This window comes from Alteromonas sp. IB21, assembly GCF_016405965.1.
Taxonomy (GTDB): Bacteria; Pseudomonadota; Gammaproteobacteria; order Enterobacterales; family Alteromonadaceae; genus Alteromonas.
Genome location: NZ_JAEFCD010000004.1, coordinates 1 through 17,446, shown reverse-complemented (window position 1 = coordinate 17,446; position 17,446 = coordinate 1). Strand labels below are relative to the sequence as shown.

Annotated in this window: 15 protein-coding genes; 7 read left to right on the top strand and 8 right to left on the bottom strand. The window is 45.1% G+C overall.

Annotated elements, in window-relative coordinates:
• Positions 1-68 precede the first annotated feature (68 nt).
• Both JC525_RS04185 and lysC read left to right on the top strand, forming a co-directional pair.
• Positions 69-518, top strand: coding sequence for a DUF192 domain-containing protein (locus JC525_RS04185; protein WP_198814672.1), 450 nt, complete (start codon positions 69-71; stop codon positions 516-518).
• Positions 519-578: 60 nt separating this feature from the next.
• The gene (gene lysC / locus JC525_RS04180) at positions 579-1,928 is read left to right on the top strand and encodes a lysine-sensitive aspartokinase 3 (RefSeq protein WP_198814671.1); all 1,350 of its coding nucleotides are present in this window, start codon (positions 579-581) and stop codon (positions 1,926-1,928) included.
• A gap of 74 nt (positions 1,929-2,002) precedes the next feature.
• Here the strand turns inward: lysC and JC525_RS04175 are convergent, their stop codons facing one another.
• The 8 genes from JC525_RS04175 to JC525_RS04140 all read right to left on the bottom strand — a co-directional run bounded on the left by JC525_RS04175 (position 2,003) and on the right by JC525_RS04140 (position 11,746).
• A complete protein-coding gene (locus JC525_RS04175; protein WP_198814670.1) occupies positions 2,003-2,569 on the bottom strand; it encodes an SOUL family heme-binding protein in 567 nt (188 codons plus the stop codon).
• Between the two features lie 238 nt (positions 2,570-2,807).
• On the bottom strand, positions 2,808-4,832 hold the full coding sequence (locus tag JC525_RS04170) for a HAMP domain-containing methyl-accepting chemotaxis protein (RefSeq protein WP_198814669.1): 2,025 nt from the start codon (positions 4,830-4,832) through the stop codon (positions 2,808-2,810).
• A gap of 276 nt (positions 4,833-5,108) precedes the next feature.
• On the bottom strand, positions 5,109-5,936 hold the full coding sequence (locus JC525_RS04165) for a symmetrical bis(5'-nucleosyl)-tetraphosphatase (protein WP_198814668.1): 828 nt from the start codon (positions 5,934-5,936) through the stop codon (positions 5,109-5,111).
• Between the two features lie 7 nt (positions 5,937-5,943).
• The gene (gene apaG / locus JC525_RS04160; RefSeq protein WP_198814667.1) at positions 5,944-6,318 is read right to left on the bottom strand and encodes a Co2+/Mg2+ efflux protein ApaG; all 375 of its coding nucleotides are present in this window, start codon (positions 6,316-6,318) and stop codon (positions 5,944-5,946) included.
• Between the two features lie 8 nt (positions 6,319-6,326).
• Positions 6,327-7,154 (bottom strand): 16S rRNA (adenine(1518)-N(6)/adenine(1519)-N(6))-dimethyltransferase RsmA, encoded by an 828-nt coding sequence (gene rsmA, locus JC525_RS04155; RefSeq protein WP_198814666.1) that lies wholly within the window; start codon positions 7,152-7,154, stop codon positions 6,327-6,329.
• Entirely contained in the window at positions 7,151-8,137 is a 987-nt protein-coding gene (pdxA, locus tag JC525_RS04150) for a 4-hydroxythreonine-4-phosphate dehydrogenase PdxA (RefSeq protein ID WP_198814665.1), read from the bottom strand. The genes rsmA and pdxA overlap by 4 nt, the downstream gene beginning before the upstream one ends.
• Before the next feature lie 13 nt (positions 8,138-8,150).
• The gene (surA, locus tag JC525_RS04145; protein WP_269822330.1) at positions 8,151-9,464 is read right to left on the bottom strand and encodes a peptidylprolyl isomerase SurA; all 1,314 of its coding nucleotides are present in this window, start codon (positions 9,462-9,464) and stop codon (positions 8,151-8,153) included.
• A 29-nt stretch (positions 9,465-9,493) separates the two neighbouring features.
• Positions 9,494-11,746, bottom strand: coding sequence for an LPS-assembly protein LptD (locus JC525_RS04140; protein WP_198814663.1), 2,253 nt, complete (start codon positions 11,744-11,746; stop codon positions 9,494-9,496).
• Positions 11,747-12,244: 498 nt separating this feature from the next.
• Here JC525_RS04140 and djlA point away from each other — a divergent pair, with 498 nt between their 5' ends.
• From djlA to JC525_RS04115, 5 genes are all read left to right on the top strand, one after another.
• A complete protein-coding gene (djlA, locus tag JC525_RS04135) occupies positions 12,245-13,105 on the top strand; it encodes a co-chaperone DjlA (protein WP_198814662.1) in 861 nt (286 codons plus the stop codon).
• The gene (xerD, locus tag JC525_RS04130) at positions 13,106-14,032 is read left to right on the top strand and encodes a site-specific tyrosine recombinase XerD (RefSeq protein ID WP_198814661.1); all 927 of its coding nucleotides are present in this window, start codon (positions 13,106-13,108) and stop codon (positions 14,030-14,032) included.
• A gap of 345 nt (positions 14,033-14,377) precedes the next feature.
• Positions 14,378-15,100 (top strand): bifunctional protein-disulfide isomerase/oxidoreductase DsbC, encoded by a 723-nt coding sequence (gene dsbC / locus JC525_RS04125; protein ID WP_198814660.1) that lies wholly within the window; start codon positions 14,378-14,380, stop codon positions 15,098-15,100.
• Between the two features lie 215 nt (positions 15,101-15,315).
• On the top strand, positions 15,316-17,037 hold the full coding sequence (recJ, locus tag JC525_RS04120; protein ID WP_198814659.1) for a single-stranded-DNA-specific exonuclease RecJ: 1,722 nt from the start codon (positions 15,316-15,318) through the stop codon (positions 17,035-17,037).
• 43 nt (positions 17,038-17,080) lie between these two features.
• The gene (locus JC525_RS04115; RefSeq protein WP_198814658.1) at positions 17,081-17,362 is read left to right on the top strand and encodes a hypothetical protein; all 282 of its coding nucleotides are present in this window, start codon (positions 17,081-17,083) and stop codon (positions 17,360-17,362) included.
• The last annotated feature ends 84 nt before the right edge of the window (positions 17,363-17,446 follow it).

The window sequence follows — 17,446 nt, the reverse complement described above, 5'->3', positions numbered from 1 at the left end:
GTGTATAAACTACAAAGCCGGTTGCCTTCGTGGTGACCGGCTTTTTTTATGGCGAAAAGGAATGTCTAATGGGAAAATCTTTCTTTATTGTTGCTGTACTTGTATTAACCTTAGGCTGTGCAAAAGCGCAGGTTGATCCTGTTGCCTCGCTAAATTCAGTGGAATTCAATGCCATTAAACTGAAGATAGGCGGCAAGCACTATGAAGTTGAGTATGCCAAAACCTTTGAGCAGCGGGCGCAGGGTCTAATGTTTCGCAAAACGTTGTGCGAAGATTGCGGTATGTTTTTCAAGTTTTCTAGCCCCAAATTTGCGGGCATGTGGATGAAAAATACCTTTGTTCCCCTAGACGTAGCATTTATCGACAGAAATGGCGTAATAACGGATATAAAACCTCTCACTCCCCACAGCTTGGAGTCGATCGGATCATCGAAAGAGGTACTTTACGCGTTGGAAATGAACCAAGGGTGGTTTGCCGAGAATAATATAAAAGTAGGCGACCAAATAACGATTGATTAACTGCGCAGAGCGCGCGGTTAGTGCTAGTAAAATGCTAGTTTTATTCTGGAGTTAAATATAGTGACAAATGCCTTATCGATAGCTAAGTTCGGTGGAACTAGCGTTGCGAATTACGAAGTAATGCAAAACTGCGCCCGAATTGTTGCCGGTAATGACAAAACGCGCATTGTGGTCGTGAGCGCTGCCGCTGGTGTAACCAATCATCTAGTAAGCCTAGCGCACACACCTATGACGCAACAGCAAATTGAAGAGACCTGTCAGGCAATAACCAATATTGAGCTGGCTATCCTCAACAAGTTGAAAGACAAGGACGCCGTTGAGCCAAAACTCAATGACTTGTTGGATGAAATGCGAAGCTTAGCCTTTCATGAAGAAATTCTTCACCGGGACGACTTGAAAGATCAACTGCTTTCAATGGGTGAGCGTATGTCATCGCTGATGTTCTCATCAGTGCTTGCAGAGCAGGGCGTTAAGACTATGAACTTCGACGTACGTAAGGTGCTACGCACGGACAGTGAATATGGAGAAGGCGCCCCACAAATTGAAGAAATCGAAAAGCTTTCTAAACAATTGCTTGCACCTGAAATTGAGAACGCCATTGTCGTTACACAAGGCTTCGTCGGCGCAGATGAACAAGGCCGCACGACAACGTTAGGTCGAGGCGGGTCTGATTTTACGGCAGCACTGCTTGCAGAAGCGCTTGATGCCGAGTCCTGTGAAATTTGGACCGACGTAACCGGGGTGTACACAACTGACCCGCGGATCACGCCTGCGGCGCATCCTCTTCCAGAGCTCAGTTTTGAAGAAGCGGCTGAAATGGCGACTTTTGGCGCCAAGGTTCTCCACCCAGCAACTATGGAGCCCGCGCTTCGCAAAGATATTAAAGTGTTTGTAGGGTCAAGCAAAGAGCCTGAAAAGGGCGGTACATGGATTGTGCGTGACTGTAAGCACGAGCCACCGTATCGCGCTATCACACGCCGCAAAGAACAGGTAATGGTAACGGTTAAAACGCCCAAGATGATGTACGCGCAGGGCTTCTTACAGCAGGTGTTCGCGATTATCGCTAAGCACAAGCTGAGTGTTGATTTGGTGACAACGTCTGAAATCTCGGTATCGTTCACGCTAGATAACCCTGCGAACTCTGTGGCTCAGCGTCTGAATAAAGAGACCATTGCTGAACTTGAAACTATCTGTGATGTGAAAGTGGAAAAAGGCTACGACCTTGTTACCGTTGTAGGTAACAACATGCAAACGGCAGTAGGCGTTTCAAGCAAGATCCTCTCTGCCGTATCAGACTTCAACCTGCGTATGATTTGCTTTGGTGCGAACCCACATAACCTGTCGTTCTTAGTGAATGAAACAGATAGCGACGTGATTGTTCGTAAGCTTCACACGACCCTATTTGAATAACATCTGTAACTGCATTGATTAAGTCTCAGCGGCCGCTCATTAAAGCGGCCGTTTTTTTGCTGACTACACAAGGTTTATTCAATTTCGACAGGAATAATGATCTCATGGCGTTTATTCCAAGGGAGCGTAAAAGGGGAGTCATATCCCATATAACTGGGTGCTCCGCCAACCTTGATATTGTTATCACTCAGCGTCTTAAGCAGTTTATTTTTATACGCCTCTTTTTTATCGTCACCATTTAACCCAGAGTATCGAATCGCAGCCACTGTTCTGGCTGGCACGGTGACTAATGACACATCGTTATGGGTTGGCACTGGAGCGTTGTCAGCATTGTATTTACTTGGTAAGAAAAACATCATCTTATCTGACGATGATATTTCTACCGGAGAGGTCATCGAAATTTTCGCAGCGTTACTGCCCACCTCCACAGGTGATGTCATTGATACATCAGTGTTCGCTTCGTTTTCACCTGAAATGTAATTAAACAAGAGTCTGAAAGCGCCGGTATCTTTATTGCCGGACGACTCTACGCCTATAGACGCTTCATAGTGCCTAATTTCCGTATCGTCTGACAGCGTTTCGATAACCGAGTAAGAAAGCGTTTCTGTTTCTTTATAATATGAAGGTTCAGCGTGACTCATGGTATGAGGTATCCAAAAAGCGGTTAAAACAGAAATAAGGCAAATTCGACGTAAAGGCATAGTGATAAAAAAAGTTAAACAATCGTATTTTTAATACGTGCTTCTATCGGTTTGCGCTCAGTTGTATTCCATATCGCTAATAAGGCGCAGTGGCGCTAAGGGGCTAAGGCCGTTTCGGTAAGTAAAAAATAAAAGAAAAGGGGCGAGCGCCCCTTTTAAAATAGTCTGCTGAGCACGTTTACACTTTAAACTGTCTGATAGATTGCTGTAGCTCTTCAGCAAGACGAGCCACTTCATGGCTAGACTCAGACGTTTGCTGTGCCCCCGCTGTTGTCTCTTCAGCGATACCTACAATGGTTTCAAGCTTTTCACTGATTTCTTGAGATACTGTGTTCTGTTCGCGGGCTGACTGCTCAATTTGAGAGCTTACGTCATGTGCTTTATGAACCGCATCGGTAATGATATCTAGTGCCTGGGTGGCTTTTTCAGTTTGCGCAACACAGGCTGCAGTTTGCTCTTTACCTTGATTCATTACTGCTACCGCTTTCTCAGCCCCAGCTTGTAGTACTTCAATCATGGCATTGATTTCTTGCGTTGACTGTTGTGTGCGGCTCGCAAGCGTTCTTACCTCATCGGCAACTACCGCGAAGCCTCGGCCTTGCTCACCGGCACGTGCAGCTTCAATAGCCGCGTTTAATGCGAGCAAATTGGTCTGGTCCGCAACACCGCGGATAACGTCAAGGATCCCGCCAATGCTCGCGCTGTCTTGGTGAAGCTTATTAATAACGTCAGCGGCTTCTTGTACATCGCGAGATAAGATCTCAATCGTGTTCTTATTCTCAAGAGAGATCTTACGAACATTTTCTGCTTCAGCATCCGCATGGCGAATTTGACTAAGCGTATCTTCAGCGTTTTGCACTACCAACTGTGATGTTGAGTGCATTTCTGTTGTTGCCGTTGCCACTTGACCAATTTGAGATTTTTGATCTTGAATCGAATGAGTGGTTTGTGCCGTAACTGCCGAAGTTTGTTCTGACGCTGCAGCCAACTGCTCTGCGCGCACGTTAATCGCAGTGATAAGCTCTTTCAGGTTCCCGATTAGTGTATTACAGTTACGCGCTAGAAGACCAAATTCGTCTTGTGCTGAATCATCTAAACGATGTGTAAGGTCGCCAGATGAGGCAACGGTAAGCAGTTCGTTTACTCGGTAAAGCGGGCGTGTTATCGCTCGTACTGTCATGTAACCGATAAATGCTGCTACGGCGATAGAGATAAGTACCACTACAATAACAAAGGTGTTACCCGTTGCAATCGCACTATTTACTTGGCTTTCTACATGTGATGCTTTTTTATCTGCGAGCGTAAGCAGGTTTTCTAGCGCTACCACGCCTTGCGTAATATTTTCATCTGACGCGTTCAATGCTTTCTCAGCATCGTTTCTGCGCTCTAATCTGTCTACGTGAAGCTGCATTACCCCGTCGTTTGCTTTGATAGCATTAACAGCATTGTTAACTAAATCGTTAATATCATCCAGTGTGCCCGAGTCGTCGCGTCCGCCAGCGGCCTGCATCATGTCGCTGAGCTGAGTTACCACTTTCTCAACCACAAGATCGACTTCGTTCCCTAGGGTTTGTGAACGAACTAATGTCTGTGTTTTAATATATTCATTAGATACGGTGAGCAAAGAAAGTAATGAGGTTTCAAGTTGACCACCCACCTCGGCCGCTCGGCGAAGGTTAGCATCTCTCTGGACACTGTCTAAATCTGAAAAGTCTAAAAGATACGTCGATGCGTCGTCAGCATTGTCTTCTGCGTCACCTAATCTGTCCTGAATCGTGTTGCGTAAATCAAGATACATTTGGTGGTTTTTGTACAAAGCCTCAACGTTAGTAACATAACTTTCGTAAGACTCGCGGACTGAGCTAAGCGTATTTTTTAGTTCTGGCTCGTTATTAACGGCCTGCGCTAGCTTTTTATACTCACTTTCGAAGGTATCTTTGGCTGAGTTGAAAGCGCTTCGTTTGTCTTTCAACTCATTTAAACTCTCTTCAATGTAGCTTTCAAAGGTGAGACGGCCCATGTTAAGGAAGCTTGCTTTAAGGGCGTTACTGCCCGCTACCGTAGGTAGAGCAACATCGTTAACTTCTTCAGTGGCTGAGCCTATTGAATTGAGGTTATAAAGTGAAACAACACTAATGACGATTAGAAGTGCGCTAATCGCGACAAATCCCCCGATTACGCGTGTGGCTACCGTTATTTTCATCGGAACTCCTGGATGAGTGTTTTTTATTTTTTTTCACTAACGATATTACCCGTCTCAGCCAACAAAATATAGCGCTTAAGCACGTAGGTTTACTTTTGGGCAGAGAACATAATGAAACATCATCGTTGTAAGCTGACGTAATTGTATCGGCTACAATAACTTAATGTTTATTTTATTTAGCAACTTAGTATGGAAATAATCAGTAAAACCTAACTGGTAATACCAGTGAGGTTTAAAACCACCTCGTCAGGAGATGCCTTTAACCGTTGCTGGGGGTTAAGCGTCTATAGCAACGAGGGATGAATTTCTTAAGTTAAGCAAAGTCATGCTTTGACCCCAAACAAACCCCGTATCCAGCCCTATAAATTGCAGACTGTTGGTTTGGCCAGAAAGCGCAGCCCAATGCCCAAAAACAACCCGCTGTTCAGATGAAAGTTGGGTGTTTTTTCGCTTGAACCAAGGCATGATTATATTGCTTGTACTATGAGACACAGCGCTAGGGTGGGACTTATTATCAAAGTCAAGTGTGCCATCATCGTAAACGAAGCGCATTCGGGTGCATGCATTTACGATAAAGCGAAGACGTTCTTCACCTTTTAAATTCTCAGACCATTTATCGGGTGTATTACCGTACATGCGACCCAAAAAATCAGCATAGGTATCAGACCTTAAAATTGTGCTTACTTCATCGCTAAGAGATAGGCTTTGTTCAATAGACCATTGAGGATAAAGTCCGGCGTGGATCATAACCGAGCGGTGGTCTATTTTCATCGCCAGTGGGAACTTTCGAAGCCAGTCAACAAGGTCGCTTAAATCAGAAGCGTTAAGCAAAGGTGCTAACTTATCTGACTTTTTGGCTTTGCGTATACCGTTAACCACAGACAGTAGGTGTAAATCGTGATTCCCCAACACACTCTGAAAATTGTTACTGAGAGATTTCAAAAACCGGAGCGTGCTCAGGGAGTCTTCTCCACGAGCAACCAAATCACCCACAGCAAAAAGTCTATCGTTAACCTCATCAAAGTTAACTTTGTCTAGAACGCGACGCAGACCGTCATAGCAGCCTTGAATATCGCCAACGACGTAAGTATTACCTTGAGACATAAAATCCTTAATGGAGAATACTAGGAATGGCTAAACGAAATACATTAATAGGAACCCGAAAACGCTCGCCGTCTTCCAATTCCATTTCATAATAGCCTTCCATATTACCCACGGGTGTGTCAATGACTGCGCCGCTTGTGTAATCAAATTGCTCGCCAGCTTTCAATATGGGTTGTTTCCCCACGACACCTGCGCCTTGTACTTCCGACGTTTTGCCGTTTGCGTCAGTGATTTTCCAATAGCGATTAATAAGTTGCACGGTTTTATCGCTATTGTTCTCAATAGTGATGTGGTACGCAAAGGCGAACTGCTTTGAATCGGACGGAAGGTGTTCCGGGAGGTGGCGGGTTTTAACCCGCACCTTAATATCAAGTACATCCATGAATGGGGCTATTGCTCTTGTTGACTCTCTTTTGCCGTTACGGCATTAGCCAGCTTAGCAAAATCGTTGAGTGATAAAACTTCAGCACGACACGTAGGGTCGAGACCTAGTTCACGAATTTCATCTTCACTTAAACAGTCTTTAAGTGAGTTGCGTATGGTTTTGCGACGCTGATTGAAGGCTTGCGCGCAAACACGTTCGAGCGTGTTCACTGACTCAACGTCTACAGGGGGGGATTGGTGTGGCACAAGCTTCACTACAGCCGAGTCGACTTTTGGTGGTGGCTTAAAGGCGCCTGGTGGCACATTCAGTACGGGAATAACATGACAATAGTATTGCGCCATGACTGAAAGCCTGCCGTAATTTTTCGACCCGGGCCCTGCTGCCAGACGATTAACCACTTCTTTTTGTAGCATAAAATGCATGTCTTCAATGCAGTGAGCGTGGTCAAAAAGGTGGAACATCAGCGGCGTTGAAATGTTATAAGGCAAGTTGCCAAACACGCGAAGTTTTTTGCCTTTTACCGGCATTTCTTTTGCCAACGAACCAAAGTCCATGGTCATCGCGTCTTGTTCTATGACGGTAAGCTTATCGCCGTTGAACGGATGGTGGCGTAAGCGTTTTGCTAAGTCACGGTCTAACTCAATAACCGTTAGCGCGTCGACTTCTTCACAAACTGGGTCTGTTAAGGCACCTAAGCCAGGCCCTATCTCTACCAAGTTTTGTTCGTTTTTAGGCGCGATTGCGGCGACAATTTTTCCTATTACGTATTCATCGTGTAGGAAATTCTGCCCAAAGCGCTTTCTGGCCGTGTGGCCTAAATGTGTTTTACTCATTGTTGATGATATGCAAGCTCAATGGCTTTTTCCAATGCTTTTCTAAAACTGCCGGCGTCGGCCTCGCCCGTACCCGCTAAGTCTAGCGCAGTGCCGTGGTCGACCGAAGTGCGAATAAAGGGTAATCCTAGTGTTATGTTCACAGATGCCCCAAAACCTTTATATTTTAACACGGGAAGGCCCTGGTCGTGATACATCGCAAGCACAACGTCGGCCTGTTCTAAGTATTTAGGTTGAAAGATGGTGTCGGCCGGTAAAGGCCCCGTTATTTTTAGACCTTCTTCCCTAAGCTCATCAAGCGCAGGAATAATAGTATGAATTTCTTCAGTGCCAATATGCCCATCTTCTCCAGCATGCGGGTTTAGACCGCACACGTAAATGTGGGGCTCTTTAATACCAAACTTAAGTTTTAAGTCGGTATTGATGATATGGATGACTTTATATAGACGGTCTCGAGTTATGGCTTTTGCTACGTATTCTAGAGGAATATGTGTCGTTGCAAGCGCAACGTTCAAGCCTTCAGTGGCTAGTAGCATCACCACGTCAATCGTATTAGATTGATATGCAAAGAACTCGGTATGGCCGCTAAACGATACACCCGCTTTGTTGATAATGCCTTTGTGAACGGGACCGGTAACAACCGCGTCAAAATCGCCGTCTATATTAGCCTGACAAGCTTGGCGCAGCGTTTCTACCACGTACAAACCGTTTTCGCTATCAAGCTTGCCCGGTATAACGTCGACCGACTTATCAATTTGCTTAATAAACAAGGAACCCGCAGGTTGAATCTGCGGGTTATTGGCATCGTAATCGATAAGCGTGAGGGGCAGGCCTAACGCGCTTGCCCGCGCTTCAAGCATCTCTCTATCAGCAAATACGACAAGCTGTGCTTGCCATGCTTCCCGGGCCAGTTTAATGATTAAATCTGGCCCGATACCTGCGGGTTCCCCCGGTGTTATTGCTATTTTTATTGGTGTACTCATGAATAACTTATTGTTACGAGTCGATAACTTCTACGTATGCGGCATCGCGCATTTCACGTAACCAGTTCTCGGTTTCCTCTGCAAATTTACGGTTAAAGATAAGCTGGTAAGCTTTGTCTTCTTTACGCTTATCCGTCGCATCATCCATACGGCGATCGATAAGTTGGATTAAGTGCCAGCCATGAACGGTGCGAACAGGTTCACTGAACTCACCCGGCTCTAGTTGAGATAACGCTTCTTTGAATTCTGGAACATAATTACTTGGGTCTGACCACCCTAGTTCACCACCACGAAGGGCTGACCCCGGGTCTTCTGAATATTCTTTTGCTAAATCAGCAAATTCTGACTCACCATTTTTCACTTCTTCCTTGAAGCGGGAAAGCATTGCTTTTGCTTTGTCTTCACTAAGGATGATAGACGGCTTCACAAGAATGTGACGAGAATTTACTTCTTCAACAGTGACTTTTTCAATTCCGCGCGTGTCTAGCACCTTCAAAATGTGAAAACCCGCACCGCTTCGAATGGGCCCAACAAGTGCCTCTTTATCTTTGTCCTGAACGGCTTCAGCGAACAGGGTAGGCATGGCATTAATGTTTAGCCAGCCCATATCACCACCCTCTAATGCTTCATTACCTGAAGATGATGCAATGGCGATCTTAGCAAAATCAGAACCTGACTCTAACAACGAAATAACCTTATCAGCGCGCTCACGTGCTGCTTGAATGTCTTCATCCGTTGGTTCCTGTGGGAAGCCAATAAGAATATGACCTAATCGGTATTCTGCCTGGGTCGCGCCCTGTTGCTCTATGAGGTCAATAAGTGTATCAATTTCTTGTGGCGTAATGTAAACACGGCGGCGCACGTTTGCACGGCGAACTTCTCCCATAATAATTTCTTCACGAATATCTTCGCGGTAATCATCATAGGCAATACCCTCAGCCGCTAATTGGGCGCGAAGTTGTTCAACGGTTGCATTTTGGTTAGACGCAATATTGCTAATGGTCTGTTCCAACTGTGGGTCGCTGATGCGTATACCCATACGTTCAGCCATTTGAAGCTGAAGGTTTTTGGTGATCAAACGCTCAATAGCCTGTGTGCGCAGCGCTCTGTCTGAAGGCAACTGTTGATTATTCGCTTCTGCGTTGCGTTTTACTTCTTGTACAAGGGCATCGATTTCGCTTTCAAGTACCACGCCTTGGTCAACAATGACAGCAACACGGTCAAGCATGACTTCTTGCGCAAAACTGTTAAACGAGAGTAGGGCACCTAACATCAATGCACGGATAATGAACTTCATACACACTCTTTTATTATTGGTTAATGGCATTTAAGCGCTTAAAAACGCTCAACTGCGGGTTAATTTAAACTATAAGGCTGACGATAGCCAAACATACCGTCTTGTAGCATGCTTCTTCGGGTTCCCGACGAACCAATGCCTTTAAAGATAAACTGCAGCGATATACCAGAATCAAAGTCGTCTGTTGTTTGCTGGCCAACGTCATTATAACGATTATTTAAGCTACGTTGTGCGACAACGCGCACTGCCCAGCAGCAAGACTCGTACTGAATACCGGCGTAAGTTTCTACACTTCTATTGCGCTCAAGATCTCGATACGTACGGCCAACCCATTGCCAGTTTTCGGAAATAGGCCAGCTTGCAGAAATGCCAATTTGATCTATCGTCTCGCCGCTGAGGTCGCGAACATACCGATGACTTAATTGAATAAAGCGCGCGTCGTCTTTTCGGTATTCAATACCTACGCTGCTTAAATCAACTTTGTCAGTATCAGTGGTTACCTGTACATCAGAATGGAGAAACCAATTGTTGTTAACGCGCCAGTCAATTTCAGCTGCTAGTGCAGAACGATCTTGATTTTTGGTTGCCGCAATGACTTTGTTATCTTCAAGGTAGAATATCTGACCCACACTAAGAACGAATTGTTCCCGATTGTTTTTATCAAGCATGCGTGTGGTAGCGCCAAGGGTTATTTGATTGTTATCGCTAATTCGGTCAAGCCCGGTAAATTCCTGGCCTCTAAATAGCCCTTCCACATCGGTAAGTAGTGGCGTAGAGTCGTAAAATCCGATGGCAGTTTGATCTTCATATGATGTGTAAAGGTACTGTATTTTCGGTTCTAGCGTCATTGACATGTCGTCACTGAACCACGATGTATCTCGCTCAAAATACAGTGCGCCGTAGAGGCGCGCTTGGCCAAGGGTGCGTTCCACGTCCTCGTTTAAGTCAGTGCCTTCCACATTGTCTTGCTGATAAACCGTCTGGAATAGCGTGGTTTCAGCGACAAATTCACCCCACGCGGCGCGAAGCGGCATGGCTAGAGTTGGCGCAATGTGAAAACGGGTGGCGGTTGGCGCTGTATCTAACGTATTGTCAAAATGCGCGACTTCCGAATCCAAGTTAAATTCAAAATAGTCGCCCAACGGTTTGCTGTAATTCACCTTTATTTCAGGCACGGCGCGATAGCTGTCGGCAGTATCACCAAGTACTTCGAAATCTTTTATTTGCACACTTACAGATAAATTTTCGGAGTAATAACTGAGCCCAACGATACGATATAGGTGGGTGTCTGCACGGCTGTAATAGTCAGAACCTAAATCTACAAGATAGTTATCATCACTCAACCCATTAAAATCTATGTTGAGTAACCAATTGTCAGCGATGAGGCCTTGGTGTTCTAAACGATAAAAATAGCGGTCGGGATTGCCTTCGATATCAGAATCACTAGGTAAATACTCAACGTAGGCTTTACCTTCGCTGCGTTCAGTTAAATAACGAAATTCGGTGTTCAGCTGCAAGCCGCGAAGTGACATTAAACGGGGGGATATCGTCATGTCATAATTAGGCGCAATATTCCAGTAAAAAGGTTGAGTGTAATCGACACCTGTTCTGCTCGAGCTTGTGAGTTCGGGAAACAACAAGCCAGTCTGTCTCTCATTGCTCACAGGAAACGCAAAATAGGGTAAGTAAAATACTGGTACGTCGGCAATATAAAAACGCGTGTGCTTGGCTTGTCCCCATACTGTCCCCTTTTCCAAGCTTATCTCACTAGCGCGTATTAACCAGTCTTCTTCACCTTCAGGGCAGGTAGTAAAACTAACCTCTTTAAGCACGATACCTGAATCGGTATCTAATACGATGTCTTTGGCAGCACCCTGGCCCACAAAACCCGTGAGTCGATAGCGGGTATTTTGCATCTCTAAACGCTCTTCTTCGGAACGAAGAGTTACCGCATCGCTTTCAACCTTCAGTTGGGCATCTTGATAGGTTACATCGCCCTTCGCAATAAGGTCACGACCACCGCCGTTTATTTGGGCTTGTGATGCACTAATAACAGCAGTATCTGACGTAATATCTACATTTCCCGAAAACAGCGCTACAGTGTCTTTGATAATTTCAGTGCGGTTAGCTTCTACTTTAACATGGCCTTTAGGCATTAGTGCCTGGCTGTTAAAGGTAACAGGTTCAACCGAACAAAACGCCAGTGGGGCTGCATCTGTTAAGGGTGTAGCGTCTGAAGCTGTTGTTTCCTGTGCAAGCGCGACAGCAGGCAAAAGAGTCGCGGAAACAAGCATGGCGCAGGTGTTTTTCATGCGTTAACGGGTGGCCTGTTTTGTTGTATGTTGCTTTTAAACCCAAATAAGACGATGTGCGTCTTGGTTAGTTCGACATAACGTTTAAAAAACCAGTGATAGTACTCGTTTCAACTAAAGCTTAGGATGAATCAGTTTATCACTTGCGATTACTTTTTATTTAAGCGCCCAATTCTAAGCACTTCTGGCATAATTACCAACCATTCAGGCAAAAAAATGCACTTTTATCCGTTTATGATCACAATGAGTAAGACAAATATCTGTCGATTGCTTGATTTTGAGCCACTGAAACCAAAAAACGAAAACAAGTGATTGCCCAATAGCGTCGAACATCAGTGTTAGTTGGGTGCATAGTAAGAAAATGAATAGCAACGCGCTGCTTGCGCTAGTTAACTAAGTTATGTATTTGATATGATGCGACACTTGTCACGCTGTGCACGGCGTGTACAGGAAAAAAACATCACCTTTATGATTCGTGCACTAATGGAGTATGACGCGATGTCAATTTGGGGAAAAATCCTCGGCGCCTTATTCGGCTTTATGTTCCTAAAAATACCTGGAGCAATTTTAGGTTTAATAGTTGGTCATTTTTTCGATAAAGCTTACCGTCAAGATTTCAATCAGTTAGGTGGCTTTGGGCGCTTTTTTACTGACCAGAATAACTTAAAACAACAGGCCATTTTCTTTCACAGTTTGTTTAGTGCATTAGGGCACTTAGCTAAGTCCGACGGTAAAGTAACCGACCGCGAAATACAGATTGCTACGGCACTTATGGATGAAATGCGACTAACCGGCGACGCGCGACGTGAAGCACAAGATGCGTTTAGGGAAGGAAAAGCACGGGATTTTCCTTTGGTCGACACCCTAAAAGGATTTTACGAAGCAAGCCATGGAAGAAGAGACATTCTTCAAGTGTTTCTGGAAATACTTATCCAAGCGGCCTTTGCAGACGGACAGCTCTCCCAAGAAGAATATAATGTACTTGAGAAAGTAGCGAAACCACTAGGGTTCAGACGTAGAGATTTAGACTACTTAATTTCTATGTACGAAGCCGAAATTCGCTTTAGGCAACGAGGCGGACAGCGCACGCATTCGGGCGCGGGTCAGCGTCAATATGCTGGGCAACAATCGGCGTATTCAGAGCAGCAAAGTATGGACGACGCTTATCAGATATTAGGCGTCTCGTCTTCCGATGATGAGAAAACAATTAAACGTGCTTATAGAAAGCGCATGGCAGAACATCATCCTGACAAACTTGTCTCAAAAGGGTTACCAGAGCAGGCCATGGAGATTGCTAAGAAAAAAGCACAGGATATTCAGTCAGCCTATGAATTGATTAAACAAAAGCGTGGCTTTTAGATGGCAAGAACTGAACGAGAGCTAACGTATGTACCGGCGGCCAGCCAAGCGCATATCGATGGATTTATTGAAATGCTGTGGCTTGAAAAAGGGTTGTCAGAGCATACTCAGCAAAGCTATCGCACTGATCTTACTAAGCTCGCTATTTTCAGCAATAACGTAGGCGTGAAGGATATCGCAGTGTTAACTACCGAGCAGCTTCAAGACTACCTAGCCTTTCGCCACAATAAAGGTTTATCGACACGCAGCACCCAACGAGCGCTGAGCGCAATTCGTGCGTTCTTCGTTTACCTTATTAGTAAGCAAGTTCGCGTTGATAGCCCGGTTTCAGCGCTGTCTAACCCTAAAACACCCAAAGCGTTACCCTCTTCCTTAAGTGAACAGCAGGTAGAAGACCTGCTTAATTCACCGCTTACTGACGATCCCATTGAATGCAGAGATAAAAGCATGCTTGAAGTGCTTTATGCGACAGGCCTTCGAGTAAGCGAACTTATCGGGTTGACGATGGATCAGATAAGCATTCAGCAAGGTGTAGTACGAGTAGTAGGTAAGGGTAACAAAGAGCGCCTAGTACCCCTGGGGGAAGAAGCTATTGAATGGCTGCTGACGTATATCAAAACGGCGCGCCCCATTCTTGCAACCAAGACCTCTGATTTCGTGTTCCTGAGCAAACGAGGCCAGAAAATGACTCGTCAGACGTTTTGGCATCGTATCAAATACTATGCTGTGAAAGCCGGAATTGAGCAGCATTTATCACCCCACACGTTAAGGCATGCCTTCGCAACACATTTGCTTAATCACGGCGCTGACTTGCGAGTTGTGCAAATGCTGTTAGGACACAGTGACCTCTCTACTACTCAAATTTATACCCATGTGGCAACAGAGCGACTTCAAACGCTTATTCACAGTCATCACCCAAGAGGCTAGTGTTAAAAGAACCGATCTTTACATCACAAATGCTACAAGTTGAGTGCTGTAAAAGACAAGGTTCATTTTCGGCGTGTATTAAGTTGAAACGGGTATGGTAGGATGTCCGAGTTAAACAAATATTTCGTGACCGTATCATATGCACTATTTCTAAATAGTAAGAGTTCACGGCTAGCCTTTTGGCGTGGATATTCGCGAATATTCCTTGAAATTTAGCATGTGACATGCAATTTTTTGGTAATTAATACGGTCTGATGAGAAGTAACGTTATATTGTGAGCGGTTGCTTTATGATTAATGAGAGCACCAGCGCAGTTGCCCAAAAGGCACAATGGAGAAATGTTTAGTGAAAGTAGTACAGAAAATATTGTTAGCTGGCGTCGTCGCAGCAAGTTCATTACTAGGGCTTAGCGCACACGCCGCTGATGAAGCCGCTATCCGTGACAAGTTAACGTCAATGTTAGGTTTAGATGTTGAAACGATCGCTGACTCTCCAGTGTCAGGTTTGGTGCAGGTATCGACTAATCGCGGTTTGTTTTACGTCAGTGAAAATGGCCAATACTTACTTCAGGCCCGGGTATTTAACATCGACGAAGAAATGCGCAACGAAACAGAAATTGCGCTTTCTGGTCTGCGTAAAGACGGCGTAAAAAAAATGGAGTCATCCTCAATAACGTTTAAAGCGAAAGATGAAAAGCACGAAATCAGTGTTTTCACCGATATCACGTGCGGCTACTGCCGCAAGTTCCATAACGAGATTGATGCGTTGAATGATGCTGGCATTACGGTTCACTACTTAGCCTTTCCACGTTCAGGTCTAAATAGCCCGAATTACGAAGATATGGTGTCAGTATGGTGTGCCAAAGATCCTCAAAAAGCACTCACAAGAGCAAAAGCGGGTAGCGATGTGGCAAGCGCAAGCTGCAATAACAAAGTAGCCGAGCAGTATATGCTGGGGCAAAAGCTAGGGGTAAATGGTACTCCAAATATCATAATGCCTGATGGTTCATTGATCCCTGGATATCAGCCTGCTGCATTGTTGACAAAGGCGCTAGAAGCGACAGAGTAACGCTTTGTAGAATTCCAAAAGACTATAGAAAAAACGCACTTGTGCGTTTTTTCTTTTTCTGGGGTATTATCTCTTAAATTCTTTTCCAAAAAGTTTTTCATCACATTTTTGTACAGTGAGACATTGCGATACTGAAAGAGTAGGTTGTTGCTGCAAACAGCAGAACTACACTGTACATCATCAATTGTAACGACAATGTTTTTTAGTGGTATCTCATGATTTTGCCTATTGTTCGCCGCGAGGTTTCCGGCGCCTCGCTAAGCTCAGACTTACACCCAGTTATCGACAGAATTTATCGTGGCCGCAATGTGGCGAATATGGATGATTTGGAAAACGGTCTTAAAGGATTAACCCACTTTAACGCTTTAAAAGGGATGCCCCAAGCGGCGCATATCCTTGCTAATGCGGTAGAGCAAAACAAACGCATAGTCATTGTTGGCGATTTTGATGCCGACGGTGCAACCAGTACCTCAGTGTGCATATTGACGCTTCGCGCCATGGGCTATCGCAATGTGGATTATTTAGTACCTAATCGATTCGATTTTGGGTACGGACTTAGCGTGCCCATCGTAGACGAAGCTGCTAAACAAGGGGCAGAGGTTATTGTTACGGTGGATAACGGTATATCCTGTATTGACGGTGTGACCCATGCTAAAGCGTTAGGAATGCAAGTTGTTGTTACCGATCACCATTTACCTGGTGAAGTGTTACCGCCAGCTGACGCGATAGTAAATCCTAACCAACCTGGCTGTACGTTTCCGTCTAAAAACTTAGCGGGGGTGGGCGTTGCCTTCTATATCATGCTTGCGCTAAAGGCTGAGTTGCAGCAGCGAGGGTATTTTGAAAAAGTGGGCATCGCGCCGCCAAATTTAGCTTCACTGCTCGATATCGTTGCCGTTGGCACTGTTGCCGATGTGGTGGTACTAGATAAGAATAATCGAATTTTGGTTCACCAGGGGCTTCAGCGCATTCGGGCAGGAAAGTGTCGGCCTGGCATTAAGGCGCTGGTGGAAGTAGCCAATCGTGATTGTGCTCACTTGACCTCAACTGACTTAGGCTTTGTTGTTGGACCAAGGCTCAACGCAGCAGGACGCCTTGATGACATGTCGCAAGGCATTGCCTGTTTGTTAGAAGAAGAAACGATTCAAGCGCGAATGATAGCGGCTGAACTTGATGCGCTTAACAAAGAGCGCCGTGAAATTGAAACCGGTATGAAAGCGCAAGCTGAAGCTGTGCTTGAGCAAATGGCACTGGATGAAGGGGATATGCCAAGTGCCCTAGTGGTTTACAGGGAAGACTTTCACCAGGGCGTCATTGGTATTGTCGCAGGGCGTTTAAAAGAGAAATATCTTAAACCCGTTATTGCTTTTGCCCATCAAGACGACGTAATTATCAAGGGTTCCGCCCGCTCTATTCCGGGGGTACACATTCGTGATGTGCTTGAGGAAGTGAATACTCGCTACCCTGGCGTTATAGATAAGTTTGGTGGTCACGCCATGGCCGCAGGCCTAAGCCTGCCTCTTGAAAAACTGCAAGACTTCGAGAAGGGGTTTATTGAAATCGCGGCCAGGCATATGGAAAAGCTCGACGGTAACCATGCATTACTCTCTGATGGTTATTTATCTTGTGAAGAACTCTGTTTGCCTTTTGCACACCTGCTGCGTCAAGCCGGCCCGTTTGGACAAGGCTTCGAGTCTCCGCTTTTTGACGGTGAATTTACCCTTATCGATCAGCGTTTAGTGGGGCAAAAACACCTTAAAATGGTGCTAAAGTCAGACGGTGTCAACGAAGTCGACGCTATTGCTTTTAATGTTGATGTCAATATATGGCCAAATGCTATGATTAAGCGCGTTCGTATTGCTTATCGACTCGATATCAATGTCTTTAGAGGGCAAGAAACAGTGCAGCTCATTGTGGAGCAAATAGAAGCGATATAGTTCAATAGACTTGTTTGTAGGGTAAATCAAAGGATAGAAAAGGGTGAAGAGCGAAAGGCACAAGTTGGTTGAAAAGCACCGTCAGCTTAATCAAACCGACAATGTTAAAGTATTGTCACATGTGCAGCGTGAAGAAAAAGACGGCGACTGGATCCGCCACACCATTATGCTGGAAGGCATCGATGTGCCCTTTATCTACCGACGTAAACAGCAGTACCAGAGCTTAAAAGGTGCACGGGTCAATGTGACTTACTATCGACATGTGGAAGATGTAGCCGGTATTGAATTTGAAACTATGAAAGTGGTTCGAATAAAACGCAGTTAAGTATGTGGTGAGTTGAGTACTCCGTTGCAGTTTAACTGCTAATAATTTTAATGTAATCGCTGCTACGGGTAGCAATATCGTATG